This is a genomic window from Chryseobacterium paridis, from assembly GCF_016595215.1.
GTDB lineage: Bacteria > Bacteroidota > Bacteroidia > Flavobacteriales > Weeksellaceae > Chryseobacterium > Chryseobacterium paridis.
This window is the reverse complement of sequence record NZ_JAENHK010000010.1, coordinates 373,853-400,311: the sequence shown is the minus strand read 5'-3', so window position 1 is coordinate 400,311 and position 26,459 is coordinate 373,853. Positions and strand designations below refer to the sequence as shown.

Here is a 26,459-nt window from a genome sequence, read left to right as displayed (position 1 = left end):
AATATTAATATGAAGTGTATTGTATTTATATAATTACGGTCTGTATAGAGTGAGCTGGTGCTGAAAGCTTAGCTGCCATTCCCTCAATCCAAAGATTCGTATCTATATCATTATCTGAGTTATTCATAATTACAGTTACCAATTGTCCATTTTCATTCATAAAAGAAGTAGAAATCAGCCCTGAGGTATTGGTAGAGCTTCCTATTCTTTGTGCATTGGGTTTTATGTATTTTGAAACATGGCCTACATAATAGTACTCATAAGTATAGTGTACTTCTCCGGTTTTGGTATCAGCAATGATTGGTGCGAAACATAGATTTCCTACATGATTAGGACCTCCTGTTTCATCAAGCAATACATTCCAGTCTGTCCATAGTGAAGTTCCTCTGTTAAAATCATTGATCATGTTTTTGCCATACAGTTCTCCCAGGCTTACATCATTGATTCTGGACATATTGAATACTTCTTTACACCCTTCTGTAAAAGCCAGGAATTTATCTGGAAATGCTCTGTGCGTTTCTCCAACATTATCAAATAATTGTGTTTTGTTATGCCAGGTTTCATACCAGTGATAGGCAATACCTGAAGCATATTTTGAAGTTTCAGGATCACTCAAAGTGGTTGTTGCTCTCTGGTAAATTAGATCCCTGTTATGATCCCAGATCATTACTTTTTTATCTTTGAATCCATTTTTCCATAAAGTAGGTCCAAGGTTATTTTTCAAAAATGCTCCTTCTTCTTCAGCAGTATAAAGACAGGATTCCCAGGTTTGCTTTGCCATTGCTTCATTCTGAACCGTCAGTCCCCATATTTTCATCCCTCTTTTTTCGTATTCCTTAATAAACCTGATATAGTAATCCGCCCAGGTTTGATAATATTGATTTTCTAGTCTACCCCCGCTTAACATATTCTTATTGGATTTCATCCATGCCGGTGGACTCCACGGAGAAAAATACAGTTTAAACTGATTTCCTATTGCCTTTTGAGCCTCCTGAATCATCGGAATCTTATACTTTTCATCGTGTGCAACAGAAAATGATTTTAATGAAGTATCATTGTCTTCTACATAAGTATAAGAATCACTTGAAAAGTCACAGGAATTCATATTGGTTCGAACAACGGTATATCCTAATCCATTCTTTCCGTAATAGGCTTCAATAATTTCCTTTTGTTTGTCTTTAGGTAGTTTATAAAAAGTTTCTGCAGCGGCATCAGTAATCGCTCCTCCAATTCCTATCAGTTTCTGGTATTTAAAATCGGGATCTACAAAAATACATGCCTCATTTTCCTTAGGTTGCTCAAATTTTTCAAATTTCACCATTCCTTTATCAACCATTTTTTCGTTGGCCTTGGAATTCGTCAGTATTACATGAGCTGATTTTCCTGCATTCTTTTTCCAATAGTTTTGGGCATGGGCATTACAAGCTATTCCCAACACAAAGCAACTTACGATTAGTTTTTTCATTGTATTACTTCCTTTTTTATGGAGGTGTTAGTCTCCCTTCATTATTTATTTTGGTAAACCCGTACATAGTCTATATAATATTTCTGGGGGAAAATAGAATCATCAATTCCTTCTTCTCCACCCCAAAATCCACCAACAGCTAAATTCAAGATGATAAAGTATGGCTGATCAAAAGGCCATGCTTCATATGTTTTCTCTTTATTTTCATAGGTGAAAAACTTTTTATCATCGATATAAACATCTATTTTCTCGGGGGTCCAGTCTGCTTTATAGACATGGAATTGATCACTCGCATCACTTACAACTAAAGTGTCTGTCTTCTGGGTTCCCTGAATATGATTGTATTTCTTAGTATGGATAGAGGCATGGATATAACCAGGATTAAATCCGACATGTTCCATAATATCTAACTCTCCATCATCCGGCCACTTTTTCATGTCCTCGCTCATCATCCAGATAGCAGGCCATGTTCCTCTTCCCTTAGGTAGTTTTGCTCTGACTTCAATCGTTCCATATTGGAAAGAAAATTTTCCCTTGGTTAAAAGTCTTGCGGATGTATATTTATTTTTCTCCCAATTTTCTTTTCTTGCTTCAATCAGTAAATTTCCATTTTCCATTCTTGCATTTTCAAGACGGTCTTTGGTGTAGTACTGGGCTTCCTGATTTCCATAACCGCCACCTCCAACATCATAATTCCATTTTGAAGCATCAGGCAAGCCTTTTCCATTGAATTCATCACTCCAGATAAGCTTTTTATTAGAATCCGGCTTTTGAGCGGTGCAATATATGAGAGAAAAGAAGAAAATCCCTCCTATCAACAAAGGCAAACGATTTTGAATTTTCATTTTCATAAGTTGTGATAATCTGATATTTTCTTATTAAATAGTTTGATGGTTATTATCCATTTATTAAAAGCGGGCATTCGCCCGCTCCTACTGATCTGATTATTTAATCCAATTAATTTTTTTTGTCTGAACTTCGTGAGAGTTTGTTCCCACCATGATTTCGAATTCTCCTCCTTCCCAATCATAATTCAACTGATCATCATAGAATTTTAAGTTTTCAGGTGTTAATGTAAAATTCACCGTTTTTGTTTCTCCTTTTTTCAGAAATACCTTTTGGAAACCTTTTAGCTCTTTTACGGGTCTTACCACTTTTCCAAACAGGTCTCTGATGTACAGCTGAACCACCTCTTCACCATCATAATTTCCACTATTAGAAACATTCACTTTGATCTGTAAAGATTGATTTCCGTTAAGATTTTCAGCGCTTAACGTCATATCAGAATATTTGAATTTTGTATAGCTTAAACCATAACCAAAGGGAAATTTAGGATCATTATCCAAATCGATATAAGCAGAAACATAGCTTCTTTCTTTATTTGTTTTTGCTGGTCTTCCGGTATTGTAATGGTTATAATAAACAGGAATCTGTCCTTCTGTTCTTGGAAATGTCATAGGAAGCTTTCCTCCAGGATTTACGGTTCCAAACAAAACATCTGCAATTGAGTTTCCAGCTTCAGTTCCCAGCCACCATGTATATAAGATTGTAGGAATGTTATCTGCTGCCCAATCAAAAACAAGAGGTCTTCCTGCATTGATCATCAATACGATTGGCTTTCCTGTTTTAGCAATTTCCTTTAATAGTTCTTCCTGAACTCCTGAAAAATGAAGATTACTTCTGCTTTTTGCTTCGCCGCTCATTGCATGTCCTTCTCCTAAGGTCATAATGACAACATCTGCCTTCTTCGCTGTTTCGATTGCCTCAGCAAACATCGACTTATCCTGATCGTCTGCATTACATCCTTTGGCATACAATAAGGTGGAATTTTTATCCAATTGATTTTTAATTCCATCAAACTGACTTACAATTCTTTGATTGTCATCTTTAAAGGCCACTGACCAGAAGCCATGATTTGCTACAGTTTCTTTTCCAAAAGGGCCTATCAAGGCTACAGTTTTTGTAGATTTTGAAAGAGGCAATACATTATTTTGATTTTTTAAAAGAACAATGCTTTTTGAACCAAATTCTCTTCCGAATTTTCTGTTTTCCTGATTATTGGTTTGCTCTTTTTGTCTTTTATCATCACTGAATCGATAAGGATCATCAAACAATCCCATTTCGAATTTCTTGATCAAAATTCTTCTTGCTGCATCATCAATAAATTTAGGATCTACTTTTCCTTCCTTCACAAGTTTTGGAAGTTCAGCCATATAAACACGGCTTTCCATATCCATATCACTTCCAGCAATAATAGCTTTTTCAGCAGCTTCTGCTTTATCTTTTGTATAGCCATGATTCACCATTTCACCAATACTTCCCCAATCAGAAACTACAAAACCTTTGTAATTCCATTTTCCTTTTAATAAATCTCTGAGGATATATTGATTAGCTGTTGCAGGAATTCCATTGATATCATTAAATGAATTCATAAAAGTAGCTACTCCTGCTTCCGCGGCTGCTTTAAAAGGTGGCAAATACGTTTCATTCAATTGTCTGAGACTCATATCTACAGAATTGTAATCTCTTCCACCCACTGCCGCTCCGTAGGCTGCAAAATGTTTAGCACAAGCCATGATCGCATCCAGATTTCCGAGACCTTTTCCCTGAAATCCTTTGATCCTGGCTAAACCGATCAATGTCCCCAAATACGTATCTTCCCCGGAACCTTCCATTACTCTTCCCCATCTTGGATCTCTGGCAATGTCAACCATTGGTGCAAAAGTCCAGTGAATTCCATAAGCTGAGGCTTCTGTGGCGGCTATTCTTTCTGATTTTTCTATTAAACCTAAATCCCAACTTGCAGCCTGTCCAATATTTACAGGAAATGTAGTCCTGTATCCATGAATAACATCCTGCCCAAACAACAATGGAATTTTTAATCTCGATTCCAAAGCCAGCTTCTGAAAGGATTTCGTTTCTTCCACTCCGGCTACATTGAGCATAGAACCTACTTTACCTTTTTTTATTTCTTCCAGAACAGTTGCGGAATTGGAATTCTGAGGTCCTGTAGCATAAGCAAAACCACTGTATTGTACCAATTGTCCTACTTTTTCCTCTAAAGTCATTTTAGACAAAAGGTCAGACACTTTTTGATCAATTGTTTTTTGTCCGTATGCATTCATCCCGAGTGTGGCCAATGCTAGTAAGAAATAGGCTTTTTTCATAATTATTTAGAAAATATAGGTTGCTACAGAATTCCCTGACAAGGTCACAGGAGCTGTTTTTTGATTTATTTTAAGAGAGAAGACCTCTTCCGTTTTACTGTTATTTTGTACGATCAAAACTGTTTTTCCTTCAGGAGTCCTAAAAGCAACAGTTGAGAGGTTATCAGTTTGTGAAGATGCTATCCTTTGTGAATTGGCAGGAATAAACTTTGTCGCATGCGCTATAATAAAATAAGAAACATTTCTGGTAAAACTTTCGCTACCTGAAACTGTTATAGCTCCTTTACATTCAGTGCATCCTCCAATAGTATGAGGTTGAAATTTTGGATCATTTGCCAAATTCCATTCTAAGGCAGTTTTACTCCAGTTTCTCATGGAACCGATGATCACATTCTTGGTATGCCAGTTGAGATCTTCATTAAAATTACTTTTCGATCCCGTCCACTGTTCTGTAAAATAAAGGTTTTTATTCGGATAGGCATTATGAACTGTACTTAAGGCCGAAATATCCCCTTCATATAAATGGAATGCAGAACCATCAACAAATTGATATGCTTCCGGATCACTTAAGATATTGGTTGCATATTCTGGTTTGTTACAATTATGATCATAAACAACAATTTTGGTTTTAATTCTATTAGACTTAAAAACGGGACCCAGATGATTTTTAATAAAATCCTTCTGCTGATCAGATGTCATATACAAACTCGGATTATTTCCAGGATGTAGAGGTTCATTCTGAGGCGTGATGGCGTCAATTGTAATACCCTCTTTTTTCATTCCCTGAATGTATTTTACAAAGTAGTTAGCATACACTTTATAATATTCAGGTTTTAAACTGCCTCCTTTTGATTTCCCATTATCTTTCATCCAAACCGGTGATGACCATGGTGCAGAAATGATTTTAATTTTGGGATTAATCAGTAAAATCTCTTTCAGCATTGCAATAAGATCTTTATCTCGTGCGAGGCTAAAATATTCCAATGAAACATCAGTCTGCCCTTCCGGAAGATCATCATAAGAAAAAACCTCACTATCAAGATCCGAAGCTCCAACACTTAATCTCAGATAGCTTACAGAAATTGAATTGTTATTACTTCCGAAAAGCTCATTGAGTAAAGCCTTTCTTTTAGATTCAGAAAGCCGGTTGATTACTTCCACGCTTCCTCCCGTCAAAGTGTATCCGAAACCATCAATATATTGAAACTTTTGAGTATCATCAATTTCAATATTCTGACCGCTAACAGGATTATCCGTAAAATGAATAGAAGGTTGCTGTTGTAATTTTACACTCTCATCCCCTTTGGTAAGCCATACCTGAACTTCGTTTCTTTTATTGGCCGAATTGGATTTACAGGCTGATAAAGGCAAAAGTACTACACCACATAGTAGTGCAGTACTTTTAAAAAAGAAACTATATAAATTATGAAACTTCATGTTTTAATAGCCAGGGTTTTGTTTTAGAGCTGTATTCACTAATTCGTTGAAAGGAATTGGTAAAATTTCATTTTTACCTGCTACAAATCCTCTTGCTCCTAATTTAGCCGGCGCATCACCCCATCTTACAAGATCAAACCATCTGTGGCCTTCACCTGCTAACTCTCTTCTTCTTTCATCCTTAATCGCCTGCATAGAAACAGGAACTGAAGCTAATCCTACCCTAGCTCTTACCGCATCCAGTAATGCCTGAGCTCTTGCTCCAGAACCACCTAATGCCTCTGCTTCCATAAGATAAGTATCAGCTAGTCTGATGGCCATGAAATTTTGACGGAAATTCAATTCTGTAGCCCCAGGTTCTGTAGATTTATCTGCGTTTGTAGGTAAGAATTTTTGTAAAAAATATCCTGTATCCTTGAATCCTGGAGTATAAGTGATTTTACCATCCTGTTTTAATTGTTTTGCATTAAAAATAGTAGCACTTAAACGTGGGTCTCCCTGCATGAAATTAAATAAATCTTCAGTAGCAGGATTAAAACCCCATCCTTTATAAATATCGGGAGCATTATTTGCAGGTTGTCCTGGTGCAGGTGCTACTTTTCCGTAAGATATTATTGCTACCATCTGGTTTACTGTGTTTCCTTCATCTTTTCCACTTCCCCAAAATGCCCAATCCGCATTACTCTTATTGGTATGCATTACCTCTAATATAGATTCTGAAGTGAACTTATTATTTACAACCCATAGATCAGCAAAATTAGCTACTAGTTTATATCCATACTGGCTTGTTGCCCCAGGTGTTCCATTTACCATTGCAAATTGAGTTGCAGCTTCAGTATTCTTTTTATCATAGAGATAAATCTTACCTAATATAGCACGTGCAGAACCTTGTGTAATTCTTCCTAATTCACTTTTGTTTGTTGAAGCAATCGATACGGGAAGATCATTAATAGCTGAAACAATATCCGATTCTATCTGTGCATACACATCTTCAGGTTTTGCCTGAGGAATATTATAATAATCATCATCGTATTTGATCGGTTTTAAGATCAAAGGAATATTCTTGAACATTCTTAACAATTCAAAATAGTATAATGATCTTAATACTTTAGCTTCAGCAATAAATCGCTTTCTTTTCTGCTCATCCATATTTGAATTAGGAATCCTCTCAAATAAAAGGTTCGCTTTAGCAATTCCCTGATAATAATCTTTCCAATAACTTGGAGGCATAATAATAGGATTAATTGTATAATTCGAAAATCCTTGGATACCAGCACCATCTGTAGAACTTCCACCTCCTGAGAAGAAGTCATCAGATGCTCCATTGAAGAAAGTAACTTCATTTTCGAATCCTCCGGAATATTTTCTCAACATATCATAGACTGCAACTAAACCACTAAAAGATTCAGCTTCATTTCTAAAATAGTTATCTGGTTCAAATGTACCGGAATTCTGTACGTCTTCAAGGTTACTGTTATTACAAGATATTGCTCCAAAACCTATTCCTGATAATAATAGAACAGATAAACTCTTATATATAAATCTTTTGTTTTTCATTTTTCTTTAAATTAAAATTGAACATTAGCTCCGAAAAGAAAGGTTCTTGCCTGAGGATAATACGCTCTATCGATTCCAAATGTATCACCGCCTGCGATTTCCGGATCGTAACCAGTGTATTTGGTAAACGTTACCAAATTCTCGGCAGTGATATAGAATCTTACTTTACTTGCTCCAATACTTTCAGAGAGATTTTTAGGAAGGGTGTAACCTACCTGTACCAATTTCAAACGTAAATAATCTCCTTTTTGTAAATAGTAATCAGACATTCTTGTATAATTCTGATTTGGGTCATCTTTAGTAACTCTTGCCATTGTATTGGATGTTCCTTCACCTGTCCAACGACCTAAAATAGTAGTTTGATAATTAGCTTCCTGAATATCCAATCTTCTCAAGCCCTGGAATATTTTATTTCCTGCCTGCCCTTGAGCAAATACCATCAAGTCAAAGTTCTTGTAGTTCATATTCAAAGTAAGACCAAACGTATACTTAGGTACTGAGTTACCAAGATTTACATAATCATTCTCATCAATTTTTCCATCTCCATTTGCATCCAGGCGTTTAAAATCTCCTGGTTTAGCATTCGCTTGGATCAATCCTCCGTTTGCATTTCTGTAAGCATCGATTTCAGCCTGGTTCTGGAAAACACCTAAGTTTTGATATCCATAGAAAGAACCATATGATGACCCAACCTGTAATCTGGAAACTGCTCCCATAGACTGGAATGAAGCAAAATTCACATAAGGTTTGTCACCTTCTAATCTGGTAATTTCATTTTTCAGATAAGCAAAGTTTCCATTTGCTGAAAAACCGAAGTCTCCCCAGTTCTTTTTGTATCCTAAACTAACCTCTACCCCGTCATTATTCATATCTCCAATATTTCTCCAAGGATTATTGATGAGACCTAAATAACCAGGAAGATCAATCTTTCTCAAAATATCTGTACTCTTTTTTCTGTAGACATCTACCGACAAATCAAAATTCTTAAAGATTTTTAAATCGGCAGCAATGTTGAGCTGAGATGTTTTTTCCCACTTCAAATTAGGATTTTCCAATGTACTTGGTGCATATCCAATATGAATGACATCATCTCCAAATGTATAGTTACTTCCTGGAATCAGGAAGTTGGCATACTGAAAGTCATCAATAGCATCATTTCCTAACACCCCATATCCACCTCTTAGCTTAAAGCTGTTGATAATGTTGTTTTCAGGCCAGAATTCCTCATTAGACACATTCCATCCCAAAGACATTGCTGGAAAGTTCCCCCAATGATAAGCTCTTGCAAATTTTGAAGATCCATCTCTACGAATTGTTCCTGTGAAAAGGTATCTGTTTGCATAATCATAAACGACTCTTGCAAAATAGGACGTCTTATGGGTTTCTTTTCCATCCCATGCATTTGTAGATCTATCTGACTGCGGAATTTCAAAGTTGAAAGAAGCTTCACGCCAATCGTTAGTAGGTAAGTTTTTATAGGTTGTATTTTGTCCGGAAGAAATATTGTATTCGTAATATCCTTGTCCTAACAAAACATTTAAATTATGTTGGCCAAACTTGTTCTGGTAAGTAACTGTATTTTCAGTACTCCATTCAAACTTCTTCTGGATTTCTCTAAATAAGCTGTTAAAATCGTTCTTTACAGCAGAGCTTAGATAAGATACCGGATTAAAGGCCTGATTTCCCCAATAAGAAAGTTTCCCATTAACACTTGATTTAAAACTTACATGTTTAGTTAATTTTAAGTCAGCAAATACATTCGCTACCAAATCATCTGTCCAACTGTATTTTCCCAACTGTGTTTGCTGAAACGCTAATGGATTGGACATCTCTTTACTGACGTAATGTGATATTCCATAAGGATTTCCATTAGGGTCTTTGATGTGATTAGGGTTATTTATATAATCACTTGGAAAAGGCTGATTAGCAACACCATTCGTAACTATTGCAGGTGTAGTTGGATCAAGATTGATTGCTGAGCTTAATGGACCACCAAACTCTCCATTTGCATTAATCCCCTGTGATTTAGTATGGGTATAAGCAAAAGTTTGTCCTATCGTTAAAAAATCAAATACTTTATGTGTTGAGTTGATTCTTCCGTTAATTCTTTTGTAATTAGAAATATCTCTTAATACAATACCTTGTTGATCGTAGTAACCAAAAGAGGTATAGAAAGTAGATTTGTCACTTCCTCCGCTAATGCTAAATTCATGTGATGATCGCTGTGCTGTATTAAAAATTTGTTTTTGCCAATCTGTTCCATTTCCCAGAGCTGACGGGTTTGAAAATTCAGGAGTCTTTCCATCATTCATATTAGCTTCGTTCATGATCATCCCATATTGTGATGCATTCAAAAGATCAAGCTTTTTTGCAGCACTTCCAACACCAAAGAATCCATTATAGGAAAGATTTAATCGCCCTTTCACTCCCTTCTTTGTCGTAATCAAGACAACCCCTTTTGCCGCAGAAACCCCATAAATAGCTGCAGAAGCACCATCTTTAAGAATTTCCATTCCCTCAATATCAGATTGATTTAACCAAGCGATGTTATCAACAACAATACCATCTACAACCCATAATGGGTCGTTACTTCCAGCTCCAAAGCTGGTAATACCACGCACCCTTACAGTAGCTGTAGATCCTGGCTGACCAGAGTTTGAAATTACAGAAACCCCAGCTGCCCTACCTTGTAGAACTTGCTCAGGTCTTCCTGCTGGAACGTCATCAATATCTGAAGCTTTAATACTTGATATTGCTCCAGTCACATTACTCTTTTTTTGAGTACCGTAACCAATCATAACTACTTCCTCAATTTTTTGTTCTTTCGGGAGCGTATCATTGGCTGTTTTTTGGGCACTGAAGTTCGCTGTAAAATAAAGTACAGCAACTACTCCCAAACCTCTTGATATTCTAATATTCATATACAGTTAGTTTTTTAATTCTCATTTTGAGACAATAAAAATATATTTTTTTTTAAATAGTTAACATTATATTAATAAATATTTTAATATTTCTTTTATTTTTGGGGGTTGAAAGCCCTTTTTTTTGACTAAAATTTCATAAAAACTCTTAAAAATTTAATAAAATTCATCCCCAAAATGACGAGCAAGCTTCCGAATATTTCACTTCCGCTAAAACTGACCTTCTTAATTTTCTCAATGGTCTTAAACTGCATGGGCATTATCATATTGCAACTTTCGGAAGCGAAAATCACCTATGAAAAATTAGGACTTTTAGAATCTTTTAAAGATTTACCGATTGCTTTTATTTCTCTTTTCGCAGTTAATTTTATTAGTAAAATTGGAACTAAAAAAGCATTAATTTTTTCATTAATCATTGTGGGAGTTTGTTCATCCGTCCTTCCTTTTGCAAAAGTATTTTGGTTTTATAAACTTTGGTTTGCTATTATAGGCACCTGTTTTGCCATAGGGAAAATCTGTGTTTTCGGAATTATCAGAAACAATATCTATGATGAAAAATCCCTGACGAAAACGATGAGTAATGTAGAAGCTTCTTTTATGATCGGGATTTTTGTAGTGAATACAGGTTTTGGCTGGTTGATTTCCAGTCAATACTCAGAATATTGGAAGTTTGGATTTATTGCCATATCATTACTTTCAGCCATTACCATTTATTTATTTTCAAGATTGGAAATTGCTGAGCCCAAAAAATCAGCTGATATGAAAGATCTTTTTTCAGATCTCTCCGGATTTATCAATCCTTCCATTTTTGTTTTTTTGGCTGTCGTTTTCTCTATTGTATTTGTTGAGCAGAGTTTTAATTCGTGGTTACCTTCATTTTATAAAAATCACCTGAAGGTCAATTCCTTCTTTGCCTTGCAGGCATCATCTTTTTTAGCTCTTTTTTCCTATTTAGGAAGAACAGTGACTGCCAATATCATTCACAGATTCCCGCTTTCAAGGTATTATGTTTACTGCTTATCAAGTATTCTACTTGTATTATCGGTGATATTGGGAATACAGTATTTCGATTCAGAAGACTCAAAAGCTATTTTATTTTTATTTCCCATCATTGGTCTTTTTCTATCTCCTCTTTATCCGGTGATCAATTCTAAAATGATTGTAAAAATAGATAAGGAAAAAACAAATTTGTTTACTTCACTCATCGTTATTTTTTCATCATTGGGAAGTTCAGTAAGTTCTATTGTTATTTCACTATTATTTGAAAATCAATTACTAAGCTATTACCCATTATACATACTATTTATTGTAAGTGTCCTTTTTTCAATAAGTTTAATTTATTTTAGACTTATTAAAAAAACATATTAAAAATAATTTTATTTTTACTCCCATGGAAATCAAGGATTCAAAAAATAAAGAAACGCTTAAGGAACTTATAGACACCAAAGACTTTGTAGCCCATATTTCAGTGGACTGCACCATATTTGGTTTTCACAATAATATTCTGAAAGTTTTACTCCTAAAGTATCACGATCTGGATCTTTGGTCACTTCCCGGGGGATTTGTTTTTAATGACGAAGACCTTAGAGAAGCTGCCGAACGTGTACTTTATGAAAGAACACACCTTAAAGATATTTTCCTGAAACAATTTCATACATTCGGAAGAATAGACCGTACTGAAAATAATGTCCACCAAATCCTTCTTAAAAACAAAGGTATAGAAGTTCCTAAAAATCACTGGATATTTCAGAGGTTCATTACGGTAGGATATTGTAGCCTTATCGATTTCTCACTCGCCAATACTTTCCCAGATGCTTTCAATGAAACCTGTGAATGGTTTGAAGTTGACAATCTGCCTAAAATGGCTTTTGACCATGATAAAATAATAGAAACAGGGCTGGAATACCTCAGAATGAATATCAATACGGAAGTTGCAGCAAGCAATCTTCTGCCCGTAAAATTTACCATGAAAGATTTGCAGTCTTTGTATGAAACAATCTTAGGACAGAAATTCAGAAGAAATAATTTTCAGCGGAAAATATTAAGCCTTAATATTCTGGAAAGACTTGAAAAATTATATGATGGGTCAGCCAACAAAGCACCCTACTTGTATAAATTCAAGAATAAAGTCCATAATTCTGTCAATCACTATCCTATTTCCAACGAAGAAGAGGAAGAATTCTAAGTTTACATTTCATTAAAAGGTATCACATTCCCTCTAAAAAAAGAGGGCTTAATTCTTTATTTTACTAATACAAATGAAAAAAAATATTATTTCAAAAGGCAGTCAAAAAAAATTTTTCTGAAATCACGAAAAATGCTATTTTTAAGAAAATTTAAAAAATGTCATATTATCCTCTTACAAGTATTCCTGACTATTACGGAATTGATGCCTTACTTACCGAAGAACACAAACTAATTCGCCAATCCGTAAGAGATTGGGTAGAAAGTTTTGTAATGCCTCAGATAGATCACGCTGCTCAAAATCATACAGATTTACCTGGTTTAATGAAAGAATTAGGGAAAATCGGAGCGCTTGGTCCATACATTCCGGTAGAATATGGAGGTTCCGGATTGGATCAGATCTCTTATGGTCTTATTATGCAGGAATTGGAAAGAGGAGATTCTGCAGTTCGTTCTGCAGCATCTGTACAAAGCTCATTAGTAATGTTCCCAATCAACGAATTTGGTTCTGAGGAACAAAAAAGAAAATATCTTCCACAATTAGCTTCGGGAGAAATGATTGGATCTTTCGGATTGACAGAGCCTAATCATGGCTCTGATCCAGGATCTATGGAGACTTATTTTAAGGATATGGGAGACCATTACCTGTTAAATGGAGCAAAAATGTGGATTACTAATTCTCCTTTATGCGATATTGCAGTGGTTTGGGCTAAAAATGAAGAAGGGAAAATCCAGGGACTAATTGTTGAGAGAGGAATGGAGGGCTTTACAACTCCTGAGACTCATAACAAATGGAGTTTAAGAGCTTCTAAAACGGGAGAATTGGTATTTAATGATGTAAAGGTTCCAAAGGAAAATCTTCTTCCGGGAGTTACTGGGTTAAAAGGACCTCTTTCTTGCCTTAACTCTGCGCGATATGGAATTTCCTGGGGAGTTATCGGAGCTGCTATCGATTGCTATTGTACAGCAGTTCAGTATTCTAAAGAGAGAAGACAATTCGGAAACCCGATCGGATCTTATCAATTACAACAGAAAAAATTAGCAGAATTCTTAACTGAAATTACAAAGGCTCAATTGCTTTGTTTACAGTTAGGAAATCTTAAAAACGATCATAAGGCGAGCCCTGCACAGATTTCAATGGCTAAAAGAAACAATGTGAAAATGGCTATTGATATTGCAAGAGAATCCCGTCAGATACTGGGTGGGATGGGAATCATGGGTGAATTCCCAATGATGAGACATGCTGCTAATTTAGAGTCTGTAATTACCTATGAAGGAACACATGATGTTCACTTATTAATTACCGGAATGGATATTACAGGTATTAACGCTTTCTAAAGAATTAAAAACATAAAAATACAGAACGTCTGGTCAGTTGACCAGACGTTTTTTTATTCTAATAAATACTACTATTCAATGAATAACTATTAATATCTCAATAGAGTGAATTTAATTTTAAAAAATTCTATATTAACCTCACCAAAAATTATCATTATGAGAAAAATTACTCTTTTATTACTTGGTCTTTCTGCTCCTTTTTACTTCTCTCAACAGGCTGGGGATGTTGTAAATTTCGAGCAGAAACTGGATTTGACACCTCAGGGAGTTATTAATTTTATCGCCAATAATCTAGGTGAGCAAAACGCACCTGACTTTGTTAGTTACCTTAATGGTTTTAATGTTGGATTAAAAGCATACAAAATAACCTATTATACTAAAAATGAAAACAATACACTGGTTAAAGCAACCGGGCTGATCATGTATCCTAATGTAAATTACAAATTATCTACTGTTGTTTCAGACCATGGAACAACCGACAGCAGAAGTAATGTTCCTTCTAATTTAAAGGGAGTACTGTATGCCGGATTTGTTGTAGAATTGTCTTACGCATTGAATGGTTATATCCTGATGGCACCTGATTATGTTGGAATGGGCAGTGGTGATGGGGTTCATCCTTACGTACACTACCCTACGGAATCCAGCGCAACAATCGATTTTGTAACTGCTGCTAATAAAGTTTTAGCACAGTTAGGGATAAAAAGATATGATGAATATTTTCTGACAGGCTATTCCCAGGGGGCTCATGCAGCAATGTCTACCTTGATGAAGCTAAATACTTCTAATCCTACCCAATTGAAATTCAAATATGCTTATATGGGTGATGGTCCTTATGACTTTTCCGGAGTAACACTTCAAAAAGGGGTTTTAGAAAAAGATGTATATCCTTTCACTTCTTTTCTTGCCAATGTTATCAATACCTGCAACAATACGGGTTACAAGACCTACAACAATAATATTTCAGAAGTTATATCAGCAGAGTATCTTGACAAATACGATTATCATGTGTTACAAGATAATGGCGGATTGCTGTGGGGACCATTACTTTGGAGAAAGCTACTTACAAATAACTTTATCAACGATGTCACCAATAACAACAATAATAAACTCAGGCTTTGCCTAAAATCAAATGACGTCTATAACTGGTACAATAAGACACCAATGACATTAGGGCATTCCACAGTAGACCTTGCAATTCCACCTGAAAATACTTCTAAAACGATAGACGTACAAAGAGGATATTATTCATGGTGGGATCTGGATAAGTATAAGCTTCAATCATTTTATTGGGGTCCTTTAGGGCATATTGGAGGAATAGTACCTTTTGTTTTAGCCTCTAATGCTAAATTTAATACACTCCGAAAGGGTGGTATACTCAATGAATGGGCTATCCTAACATCTAAACAGACCACCAATGATCAGCCTAAGCTTGCTCCATTATTTTCATCACAAATAAAACCAAATCTGGGTTCTATGGAGGTGATTGAAATAAAGGATTTCAATAAAGACAATACAACAAACAGATCAGTTGCCAGTAATAATCTTAGTTCTTTAAAAGATGGTATTTATTTATTGAAAGTACAGCAAAACAACGAAAATAAGCAGATTCCTTATATTAAGAACACACCAATATCCATTGCTGAAAATGAGATTGTAAGTTCTGAAAATAATAATATTTTAAGTTTAAAGATCAATCAGGAGGAATTACAAACCATCAATATATTTGATGAAAATAAGAATCTTGTTAAAACGATTTCTCAAAGAGAATATATAGATGATGGTGGAATTGATCTAAACAACATTGATCATCAAAACTATACATTTGAAATTATCACTGAGTTTTATAATCTTCAATTCAACAAAAGTTTTGGGAATACGAGCAGTTTAGAAAATAATGTGGATGTATTTTCCAGAAATAATCAGATTCTGGTTCGAGCCAAGAACAGCATTAAGCACATCAGTATTTACTCTATTTCGGGAACGCTTATACAGAATCAAGAGATCAATACTTTAAATTTTGAGTCTAAACCTTTAGAATCAGGAGTTTATGTAATTCAAGTAATTCTTAACAATGGAAAAACAATCAGTAAAAAAATAAAATTATAGCATTAATTTTTCTTCGTATCAAATTATATTGATTTTAGAGCTACCTTACTGTAAGGTAGCTTTTTTATGAAGTTTGAAAATTTATGTAATAAGCTAACTTCGAGAGCCTCATTCAGCTTACCGGTTAAGCCCATTAATTGGTAAACGAATTGATATTCTCTATAAAGCTGACTTCTGGATTAAGAATTTCCAGAATAAGGCTTCGAACTGACTTCATAGCTTCATCTATACTCCCCTTTTCAAATTGGAGAGAAACCACTCCTTTTTTGGCTTCAGCAAAACTCCAGATTCCTGTTTCTACGGGAAAGCCCCAAAACTCAGGAAGACTTTGAATCACATATTGATAAATACAAAGTTGAAGTGCTTGCTTCCTGTCACTATTATGAAAATACCCATCCACATTGTCTGAATCAATTTTAACAATGAGATTTTTTATTTTTGCGGTCTTGTAATCGATAATCCTTATTGTACCGTTTAACTTGTCTATTCGATCAATGAAACCGAAGAAAGAAATCTTGTCTTTTGTATTTTCATCCAAATAAAAATCTACATTTTCAAACCTTCTTTCGATAGCGATAATCTCTAATTTATTTCCACTCTTCACCAGGCTAAGATCGTGATTTAAGATGTTTTCAATTACCTTTTTTGCGATGGCTTTATGAATAAAATTCATACCCTTTTCGTAAAATTCAGGCTGATGTTTTAGCTTCTCAATAGCAATATCTATATATTTATCTATCGCTTTAATTAAATCTAGTAAATCATTTTCTTTTAATATTTTACCTTTAAGTACTTCATATACTTCTTGAAGTGAGTAATGTACTAAATTTCCATAATTCTTTACAGATAATTCTTCTTCAATTTCATCTGTTTCGGAAGTATTTAAAATCTTTGATAAGTAAAAATCTATTGGATTATAGAGATAACTTGTAAGGTGAGAAGCTGAAACTTTTTCTTTCCATTTTTCAAGCCTCTCAAGTACAATATCAGTTTTTGAAACTTCAATAGGTTCAGTGGTAATTGGCTCCGAAGAATTCTCGATAATGAGGTGCTCAATATGATGGGAACTCTCCATTTCGATCTGAGTAATAAACCTACTCTTCTCTCCACTATTCACTCCTGAACTTAATGCATTAAACAACAAATGTACATTTTTAGCATCCTGGATCAGACGATAAAAATGATACGCATAGATGCTATCGTTTTCCAAAAAAGTATGAAGATCAAAGAATTTTCTTATGTCAAAAGGAATATAAGTATTCTGAGAGTTTCCTAAAGGAAGTTTGCCCTCATTTACAGAAAGAAGAATCACATTTTCAAAATTCAAAAGCCTGGTTTCCAAAAGCCCCATGATCTGCAATCCTCTTAAAGGTTCACCCTGAAAATCGATACTTTCGGAATTAATATGCTGATTGATCAGAATTTCCAATGTCTCCATTTTGATTTCAAAATCATAGGGAGTCACCTGGTTTTTAATTATTCTGAATGCATTCTCAAAATGGGAGACATTTTCATATTGAATATCATCTATCTCTAACCATTTGATCTGCTGGCAAAATGTGATAAGCATATCCAGATAGACACCTGTAGAATCAGCTTTCTGGAGTAAATGAAAATAAGACAGCTCACTTAAAAGTTCGTGTAATAGTTTTTGAGATATATAAACAATATTCCTTTCTTCTATTCTGAATTTAAATTGATTGATAACCTTCTCATCTTCAACGGATTTAGGAAGCTCTTCCAGAATAGGAAACAGATCGCGATAATAATATGAAGATTTGTTTTTCTCTAATTGCTTCTGCAGATAAAAGAGCTGTTTTATAGCATTGGAAAAAGATAAATTCTTCAATGGAAAACCCATGGTAATGTTCAGATTATCAATCCCATGCATAACATCAAGGCTCGCAGGAAGAAGGTTTTCATCTAACAGAACAAGTGCTGTATTGGAATAGGTTTTATTATCTATTTCATTAAAAATTTCAGGTAAAATTTTGGTTTGTGTCACATTACCTGAAACTTCATATACTTTTATATTTTTAGGTTGATTGAAATCATCTTCAATCCATTGGAAAGCCCGATTATCATTAAATTCCTTCCACAATTTATGATTCCGAAGAAATTTGCCAGCCTCTTGCCTTTCATCATCAAAATAATAGTGATCAGCCTGAAAAAAACACTGCCCTTTATCCCATTGCAATAAGCTTCTCACCAACTTTTCCTCTACAGGTGTAAAAGCATTGAACCCACAAAAAACAAATTGTTCTGAAGTATTTTTTGCAAAGTCATTGATTTTTGCTTTTGCTGTTTCATGGATCATTCCTGAGGTTGCCCAATTTTTTTCCTGCAACTTTTTCTTTAAAACCGGAAGAAAAACATTCATGTTTCTCCAAAAGTTCAAAAACTTTTTTCTGGGAACATCGTCATCTTCTCCTAAATTCTGAGCCCAATCTTTGATCCGCTCCTCATCGAACATGTATTGCAATACCGCTTCATCACTTTCTGAAAATTTCAAAATATCATCCCAATCTTTCTGTAAAGTAGGAAACCATTTTAAAAAATCAGAAAAACTATCATTAGGAATGAGATTTAAACTCTTATAAACATCAAACGCAAAAAGCCATAAGGAAATCCCCTGGATAGGTTGTTTATCCGCAATAGTATCAATAAGTTCTTCGATAGTGAAAAAGTTGGGTAGAAATCCCGAATAATTACTTTCCTCAAGAATTTGCCTGATAAAAACAATGGGACGTTTTCCGGGAATCACAATATTAAATACAGAAAGATCTGTATTTTGGACTAAGAGTTCGTGAATAATTTTATTGAGAAACTTCAAGACTTTTTGTAGCTATTTAAGTTTTCTAATGCTTCGGCTATGATCGTATTATATTGTGCTTGCTTTTCTTTGTTCATCCCATTTTGTGTATCCTTGTCGTAAGCCGTTTGGAAGGCTTTGTATTCATTGGAAATCTTGCTATAAATATCTTTGAATTTCTTTTGATAATCACTGGACGTTTTAATATTTTCTGAAACTTCTTTTCGAAGCTTTCTTGCAAATATTTCAGCGATATCAAAGTGTTTTTGTTCGTGGAGCAAGGCATAATCGTTTATCCTTTTAACATCTTTCCACGATTTATCTTCTCTAAAAATGGTATTGATCATAATTTTAACAGGAACAGACGGGTCGCTTGAAACAACAGTGGAATACTCCCATCCACAGTGCGTATAAGCAACGACATCAGGATTTTTCATTGCATTGACCTTACTCTGAAAATTGGACCACTCTAGCTTCCTTTGATCATCCCATATAATCTTCTGGCTCCATAGCTGAGCTGATATCAATAAACAAACAATACTCCATTTCATTATTGTACAACAATTGTTTTGGTAATCCAGGTATTAGTTCCTGTCCAGAATTTAAAGGTATATGTTCCTGTCTGTTGTGGATTAAAATTGATCTGGTTCATACCCTGATGGGTAGATTGTGAGCATTGGGCATCTGTACGAAATTTGTAAGCAGTCACCATTCTCGTTAAATTATCGTTGTGGATATAATCATAACCATAAAATCCTTCACATTGAGAAACATAAGAAGAATAAGTTCTAATACGTTGTATATCAAAAACGTTCATGGTATCTTTTGTGATCTTTACACTATCTATTTTTACTTTATCAATAGATTGTATGGATTCATAATCATCATCATTACAGGAAGTAATCATTACACCTAAAATTATTGCAGAAAACCCAATATTTAAAAGTCTTTTCATAGCACAATATATTTTAATTATTAACAAATTATCAGCAAAAATTATTCCCTAATTATAATAAATTAAGAATTAAAATTGCCTTTTGACACATAAACCACTTTTTTAGTATCAAAAAATTCTCCGTCGAAATAATTTTTAAGATTATAAATTTCACATTTAATACCAGCAAGTTCTTCCGCCAGATCCCCGCCTTTTAAATATAAAATCCCATTATGTTTGGTATTAAACTGTTCCTTTTCGAATTTACCTTTTAGCCATTTTAAAAATTCCGGCATTTGGGTAACTGCCCTGCTTACTACGAAATGAAACTTTTCTTTTAATTTCTCGGCTCTTCCATGAATAGCCGTTACATTTTTCAGTCCTACTCCTTCTGCTACGGCATTTACAACACTAATCTTTTTTCCGATGGAATCAATTAAAGTGAATTGTGACTCTGGAAATAAAATAGCTAAAGGGATACCTGGAAAACCTCCTCCTGTTCCAATATCTAAAATCTTTGTTCCGGGAGCAAATTCCATCACCTTGGCAATTCCTAGTGAGTGAAGAATGTGTTTTTCGTATAAAGATTCCATATCTTTTCTGGAGATTACGTTGATCTTTTCATTCCACTCCATATAGAGCTTTTCCAGCTGAATGAATTGTTGTATCTGATTCTCTGTAAGATCCGGAAAGTATTTTAATAGTAACGATGTAGGCATGTAAATTATTATAAAAAGCAAAAATAAGTTTTATTTCATACTTTATTCAAATTTAAGGTCGATTATTACGATTTATATCTATTTGTCTGGCTACTTAGCAATGCCTGGAATAACAGGTAAACTCAAGTTCCCCGTCTGGCTAACAGTCTGTACTGCAAAAATATAGTTATCTTTTGACAGTGGAATTTTGATAGAAAGTTCTGTCGTAAATATCTTTTTTTGCCAGACTGGACTATCTGTATCTCTTACCAGTACATAATATCCTGCAGGTATTCCGGATTTTGGCTTTTTCCAATGTAATGTGGTAGAATTGGTAAGTTCTTTAACCTCTATTTCTACATGTTCAGGTTTTGATGTAGATTTAGCCAGATCAGCCAATACTGCAATATTAGCCTCGATATTCTTTTTCAAATACCCGTAATCAATAAATTCCGAAAGATCACCATACTGCTTATTATTTTCAATTCTGACATCCTGATGTTGGTGATCGTAGTTTTCGTAATATTCAGTGAACCTGACAGATGGAAATCCATAATTCACGAAACTGGAATGGTCACCACCACGTAAAAACCTGTCATTTCTATAAATCATTTTCACATCAAGCTTCTTAACATATTTTTCAGCAATCTCTTCGATGTATCTTGCCAACTGCCTGGATTCACTATCATTTTCAAGCCCCAGATTTCTTATGCCCATTGCTTTTTTATCAAGATCCATGTATGGTAAACCTTCACTAAATACACGTAGCGTATAATTATTGACTTCCCCGGTCTCCCCTGCTTTAGCATTGCCGATCATATCATTATTTAAAACAGCTTCAATCTGCAAGCCTTCCCTTTTAGCCTTTTCAGCCAGTAACTTCGATCCAAGCAATGACTGCTCTTCTCCGGAAAATGCAACAAAAATAATAGATGCAGGAAATTTAGATTTGCTCAGGATCCTTGCCGCTTCGATCACAGCGCTTACTCCACTCCCATCATCATTTGCTCCGGGAGCGAATGATTTCCTGTTCATAACATCCGTTACTCTTGAATCCAAATGTCCTGAAATAAGAAAAACTCTTTTATCGTTAGGATCTATTCCCTTTAGAAAAGCCAAAGGGTTTCCAAGACTTGTCACCTGATCTACTCTTTTTCCATCCGGTTGAATTTCTTCTTGCTGCAGATACACTTCCATTCTTCCATCAGAATTTTTCGCGTAATCATTAAATTTCTTAATAACCCAATTCCTTGCTGCTCCAATCCCCTGATTCTTATCATCAATAGAACTTAATGTATGTCTGGTATTGAACTTTACAAGTTGATTAATATAACTTTTAAGAGAATCTGAATTTACCGCAGAAACATATTTTTTTATTTCATCATCCTTTTTGTTTACTTGCGAAAAACCAATAAAATGAACAAACAGCAGAAGAATAGAATATTTCATAAGATCAATATAAAGTGATTTAAATATACAAAACCTCTGGCTTAGAGACTATGATTTTTTTATTTCATATTATATTTAAATTAAGTTTTTATTATATATTTTTGTTAGAATACAAAAATATTACATGGACAAACTTTCAGATAGAGTAAAAAGACTTGGTTACTCGCAGACTTTTGTAATGTCTAACAAGGCTAGAGAGATGAAAGCCAACGGAATAGACGTTATCAGCTTAACACTTGGTGAACCGGATTTTGACGTTCCCGATAACATAAAGCAGGCAGCATTCGATGCTATTAATCAAAATTACAGTCATTACTCTCCAGTTCCGGGATTTTTGGAACTTCGTGAAGCGATTGCTTACAAACTGAAAAGAGACAATCATTTAGAATATAAACCAACACAAATCTGTGTTTCCAATGGAGCCAAACAAGCTATCTTAAATGTTTTGGCAGCTATTATCAACGATGGAGATGAAGTTATACTTCCAACACCTTATTGGGTAAGTTATGATGAAATGGTGAAAATGATGGGTGGGAATTCCGTTATGGTGCCTACCTCCTATATTACTGATTTTAAAATCACAGCAGAACAATTAGAAGAAGCCATTACGGATAAAACCAAAGCTGTTTTATTCAGTTCTCCTTGCAATCCATCCGGAGGATATTATACTTATGATGAGCTAAAATCTTTAGCAAAGGTTATTGCTAAATACCCACATGTTACTGTAATTTCTGATGAAATCTATGAATTCATCAATTACGAAACAAAAACAGCTTCCATTGCACAGTTCCCGGAAATATATGAACAAACAGCTGTGATCAATGGTATGTCAAAGGCATTTGCAATGACAGGTTGGAGAATCGGATATTCCGCATGCCCGGAATGGCTGGCAAAAGCTTGCGAAAAAGTTCAGGGACAAATGACCAGCGGTGCTAATACAATGGCACAAAGAGCTTCTATCACTGCTCTAAAAACAGATCCTTCTGAATACAAATACATGATCGATGCGTTTAAAAAGAGAAGAGACCTTGTATATGATCTGATCACTGAGATCCCAGGATTCAAAGTTCTTTTACCAAAAGCTGCTTTCTATTTCTTCCCGGATATTTCGCATTATATTGATAAAACACTCGATGGAACAGAAATTAAAGATGCAGATGATTTCGCGATGTTCATTTTGGAAAATGCCCACGTGGGATGTGTAGGTGGGGTTTCATTTGGAAGTCCGGAATGCATTAGATTTTCTTATGCCGCCTCAGAAGATGATTTAAGAGAAGCGATGAGAAGAATTAAAGAATTGCTTGAAAAGTTTAACTAACAATACCGTAAAAATGAATTTATTAAAGAGAATCACTATTGCCACAAGCATCGCTGCAGCAAGTTTTAGCGGCTATGTTCACGCACAGGACTTCCAGTGGAAAGAAGCAACTTCTAATGGTTACACGTACAGATATGTATCTAATGACCCTACGGCTGCCAGATACTATAAGTTGAAAAATGGATTGACAGTCATTTTAAGTCCAACTAAAAAAGAGCCTAGAATCCAGGCTTATATCGCTACAAAAGCAGGAAGTAAAACAGATCCTGCAGACCATACAGGTCTTGCTCACTATCTGGAACATATGCTTTTTAAAGGAACTGATCAGTTCGGATCTAAAGATTGGGCGAAAGAAAAACCTTTGTTGGATCAGATTGATGCATTGTATGAAAAATACAATCAGACCAAAGACGAGACTAAAAGAAAGGAAATCTATAAAGAAATAGACAGAGTTTCCGGAGAGGCTGCTAAATATGCTATCGCTAACGAGTATGACAAAATGATGTCCGGAATGGGAGCTGATGGAACGAATGCTTTCACATCTTTTGAACAAACTGTATATACGGAAGATATTCCTTCTAATGCTACTGATAAATTCTTGGCAGTTCAGGCTGAAAGATTCAGACAACCTGTTTTAAGACTTTTCCATACGGAACTTGAAGCAGTGTATGAAGAGAAAAACAGAGGATTGGATAACGATTCAAGAAAAGTATATGAAGCGATGTTTGCTGCTATTTTCCCTAATAACAATTATGGAAAGCAAACAACCATCGGAACAGTTGAACATTTGAAAAATCCTTCTTTAACAGCAATCAGAGAGTATTTCAACAATTATTATGTTCCCAACAATATGGGAATCATCATGTCCGGAGATTTTAATCCTGACGAAATGATCGCTAAAATCGACAAAGACTTCTCTTACATGAAGCCTAAGGAAATCCCTGCTTATAACATCGGACAGGAAAAACCAATTACCTCTCCTATTACGAAGGAAGTTTTTGGACCGAATCCTGAAAATATTACAATAGGCTTCAGATTCCCGGGTGCTACCACTAAGGATGCACGACTTCTTAATCTTATCGGAAGCATGTTAACTAATGGACAAGCAGGACTTATCGATCTTGATTTGGTAAAAAAACAAAAGTTATTAGCAGCTTATGCCTTTCCATATGTTTTGAAAGATTATTCTGTTCTTTTTTTACAGGGAAATCCTACAGAGGGACAATCTCTTGATCAGGTTAAAAGCTTATTGCTTCAGGAAATTGATAAATTAAGAAAAGGAGAATTCTCTGATGATCTTATCCAGTCTATAGTCAATAATGAAAGAAAGAACATTATTCAGAACAATGAAAAATATTCTTCAAGAGCAAGCACATTGATGGATGAGTTCACTTCTGATATCGACCACAAAGCTGCTTTAGAATATGTAGAAGAGATCTCCAAGCTTACTAAGAAAGATATCATGGACTTTGTTTCTAAATATCTTCAGGACAATAACTATGTTGCGATCTACAAAAGAAAAGGAGAAGATAAAAACATTGTAAAAGTTGATAAACCTACCATTACTCCGGTTTCTGTAAACAGAGACGACCAATCTGCTTTTGTAAAAAAGATCAATGAGATGCCCGAAACAGCAATCTCTCCGGTTTGGTTGAATTTTGATAAAGATATTGCAAAAGGAAAATTAGGAGGTATCGATGTTCTTTCTGTGAAAAATACGGACAATGAACTATTCAGACTTTATTATCATTTCGATTCTGGCAAATGGAATAATAAAATGCTTCCTCTAGCTGCTGAATATCTTCAGTATCTGGGGACAAAAAACAAATCTTCTGAGGCGATCAGTAAAGAGTTTTACAAATTAGCTTCTAGCTTCAGTGTGGGAGCTGGTAACGAAGAAACATATGTAACACTTGAAGGTTTAGACGAAAACTTTGATAAGACAGCAGCTTTATTTGAAGATTTAATTAAAAACTGTGAACCTAATCAGGCTGCTTTGGATTCTTATAAAGCAAGATTGAAAAAAGCCAGAGCTAATGCTAAGCAAAACAAAGGTTCGATAATGGCTGGTTTAAGAAGCTACGCACAGTACGGAGCTCAAAATCCATTCAACAATGTATTAAGCGATGCAGAGCTTGACGCTTTGAAAGCAGAAGATCTTATTAAAATACTTCACGATCTGTTCAACTACAAGCATAAAGTATTGTATTATGGACCAAAAACAGGAAATGCAGCTATTTCTTCGTTAACTCCAATCCATAAGCTTCCTGCTTCTTTAAAAGAGATGCCAAAGTCTAAAACGTTTACGCAAGTTGCAACAGATAAAAATAAAGTATTGTTTGCGCATTACGATATGGTTCAGGCTGAAGTATTCTGGGTAAGAAACGGAGAAGCATACAATGCAGCCATTACACCTACAGTAAGTTTATTCAATAATTATTTTGGTGGCGGAATGGGATCTATTGTATTCCAGACTATCAGAGAATCTAAAGCTTTAGCATATTCTACATATTCCTACTTCTCTCTTCCTAGTAAAAAAGAAGATAAGGATATCATAACAGCTTATGTAGGAACTCAGGCAGATAAATTCAATGAATCTACAGCAGCGATGAACGAACTTCTCACTACTCTTCCGCAGTCTCAACAATTATTTGAAACAGCTAAGAGCGGATTGAAGAAATCTATCGCTTCTGAAAGAATTACACAGGATGGGATCATCTTCTCTTACTTAAGAGCTCAAAAGCTTGGTAATACAACAGATATCAGAAAGAATGTCTATGAACAAGCGCCAAAATTGGCATTTACGGATATCAACAGCTTCCATGATAAGGAAATGAAAGGTAAAAGTTTCACATACTGTTTGGTGGCTAACCAAGATAAAGTAAATGAGGCCGATATGAAGAAATTAGGAGAGGTTAAAAAACTCAACTTAAACGAAATATTCGGTTACTAAAAATAACTATAAAGCTCTGTTTTCAGAGCTTTTTTCTTTCTATCAACTTAAAAACAATTATAGATTTTATTTATCAAAATAGGCTTGTTCGATAGATAAATCATTCATATATTTGCAACA

General features: G+C 34.8%; 17 protein-coding genes. 6 read left to right on the top strand and 11 right to left on the bottom strand.

All coding sequences use genetic code 11. The features are described 5' to 3' along the window. Positions 1 to 25: 25 nt before the first annotated feature. The 6 genes from JHL15_RS11255 to JHL15_RS11230 form a co-directional block, all read right to left on the bottom strand. Positions 26 to 1,465, bottom strand: a complete 1,440-nt coding sequence (locus tag JHL15_RS11255; protein WP_200245801.1) for a glycoside hydrolase family 30 protein — start codon at positions 1,463 to 1,465, stop codon at positions 26 to 28. 41 nt (positions 1,466 to 1,506) lie between these two features. Next, complete coding sequence (locus JHL15_RS11250) at positions 1,507 to 2,310, bottom strand: glycoside hydrolase family 16 protein (protein WP_234047754.1); 804 nt, start codon at positions 2,308 to 2,310, stop codon at positions 1,507 to 1,509. A 99-nt stretch (positions 2,311 to 2,409) separates the two neighbouring features. Continuing rightward, on the bottom strand, positions 2,410 to 4,632 hold the full coding sequence (locus JHL15_RS11245; protein WP_200245799.1) for a glycoside hydrolase family 3 N-terminal domain-containing protein: 2,223 nt from the start codon (positions 4,630 to 4,632) through the stop codon (positions 2,410 to 2,412). Between the two features lie 6 nt (positions 4,633 to 4,638). Continuing rightward, entirely contained in the window at positions 4,639 to 6,069 is a 1,431-nt protein-coding gene (locus JHL15_RS11240; protein WP_200245798.1) for a glycoside hydrolase family 30 protein, read from the bottom strand. Between the two features lie 3 nt (positions 6,070 to 6,072). Further along, positions 6,073 to 7,626, bottom strand: coding sequence for a RagB/SusD family nutrient uptake outer membrane protein (locus tag JHL15_RS11235; protein WP_200245797.1), 1,554 nt, complete (start codon positions 7,624 to 7,626; stop codon positions 6,073 to 6,075). Positions 7,627 to 7,637: 11 nt separating this feature from the next. Further along, on the bottom strand, positions 7,638 to 10,547 hold the full coding sequence (locus JHL15_RS11230) for a SusC/RagA family TonB-linked outer membrane protein (RefSeq protein WP_200245796.1): 2,910 nt from the start codon (positions 10,545 to 10,547) through the stop codon (positions 7,638 to 7,640). A gap of 177 nt (positions 10,548 to 10,724) precedes the next feature. Here JHL15_RS11230 and JHL15_RS11225 point away from each other — a divergent pair, with 177 nt between their 5' ends. The 4 genes from JHL15_RS11225 to JHL15_RS11210 all read left to right on the top strand — a co-directional run bounded on the left by JHL15_RS11225 (position 10,725) and on the right by JHL15_RS11210 (position 16,175). Next, positions 10,725 to 11,915: an MFS transporter gene (locus tag JHL15_RS11225; RefSeq protein ID WP_200245795.1), complete on the top strand. Its 1,191-nt coding sequence runs from the start codon at positions 10,725 to 10,727 to the stop codon at positions 11,913 to 11,915. 22 nt (positions 11,916 to 11,937) lie between these two features. Next, complete coding sequence (locus JHL15_RS11220) at positions 11,938 to 12,732, top strand: NUDIX hydrolase (protein WP_200245793.1); 795 nt, start codon at positions 11,938 to 11,940, stop codon at positions 12,730 to 12,732. A 158-nt stretch (positions 12,733 to 12,890) separates the two neighbouring features. Continuing rightward, positions 12,891 to 14,069, top strand: coding sequence for an acyl-CoA dehydrogenase family protein (locus JHL15_RS11215; RefSeq protein WP_200245791.1), 1,179 nt, complete (start codon positions 12,891 to 12,893; stop codon positions 14,067 to 14,069). A 156-nt stretch (positions 14,070 to 14,225) separates the two neighbouring features. Next, complete coding sequence (locus JHL15_RS11210; protein ID WP_200245789.1) at positions 14,226 to 16,175, top strand: T9SS type A sorting domain-containing protein; 1,950 nt, start codon at positions 14,226 to 14,228, stop codon at positions 16,173 to 16,175. A 133-nt stretch (positions 16,176 to 16,308) separates the two neighbouring features. Here the strand turns inward: JHL15_RS11210 and JHL15_RS11205 are convergent, their stop codons facing one another. From JHL15_RS11205 to JHL15_RS11185, 5 genes are all read right to left on the bottom strand, one after another. After that, positions 16,309 to 19,008: a PD-(D/E)XK nuclease family protein gene (locus JHL15_RS11205; protein WP_200245787.1), complete on the bottom strand. Its 2,700-nt coding sequence runs from the start codon at positions 19,006 to 19,008 to the stop codon at positions 16,309 to 16,311. Further along, positions 19,005 to 19,538: a DUF922 domain-containing protein gene (locus JHL15_RS11200; protein ID WP_200245786.1), complete on the bottom strand. Its 534-nt coding sequence runs from the start codon at positions 19,536 to 19,538 to the stop codon at positions 19,005 to 19,007. The genes JHL15_RS11205 and JHL15_RS11200 overlap by 4 nt, the downstream gene beginning before the upstream one ends. Then, on the bottom strand, positions 19,538 to 19,942 hold the full coding sequence (locus JHL15_RS11195; protein ID WP_200245785.1) for a hypothetical protein: 405 nt from the start codon (positions 19,940 to 19,942) through the stop codon (positions 19,538 to 19,540). The genes JHL15_RS11200 and JHL15_RS11195 overlap by 1 nt, the downstream gene beginning before the upstream one ends. A 62-nt stretch (positions 19,943 to 20,004) precedes the next feature. Then, positions 20,005 to 20,640, bottom strand: a complete 636-nt coding sequence (gene rsmG / locus JHL15_RS11190) for a 16S rRNA (guanine(527)-N(7))-methyltransferase RsmG (RefSeq protein ID WP_200245784.1) — start codon at positions 20,638 to 20,640, stop codon at positions 20,005 to 20,007. Between the two features lie 90 nt (positions 20,641 to 20,730). After that, positions 20,731 to 22,068 (bottom strand): M20/M25/M40 family metallo-hydrolase, encoded by a 1,338-nt coding sequence (locus JHL15_RS11185; protein ID WP_200245783.1) that lies wholly within the window; start codon positions 22,066 to 22,068, stop codon positions 20,731 to 20,733. A 124-nt stretch (positions 22,069 to 22,192) separates the two neighbouring features. Here JHL15_RS11185 and JHL15_RS11180 point away from each other — a divergent pair, with 124 nt between their 5' ends. Together JHL15_RS11180 and JHL15_RS11175 are read left to right on the top strand one after the other, a co-directional pair. Next, the gene (locus tag JHL15_RS11180; RefSeq protein WP_200245781.1) at positions 22,193 to 23,386 is read left to right on the top strand and encodes a pyridoxal phosphate-dependent aminotransferase; all 1,194 of its coding nucleotides are present in this window, start codon (positions 22,193 to 22,195) and stop codon (positions 23,384 to 23,386) included. A 13-nt stretch (positions 23,387 to 23,399) separates the two neighbouring features. Next, entirely contained in the window at positions 23,400 to 26,339 is a 2,940-nt protein-coding gene (locus tag JHL15_RS11175) for a M16 family metallopeptidase (RefSeq protein ID WP_200245779.1), read from the top strand. Positions 26,340 to 26,459 lie beyond the last annotated feature (120 nt).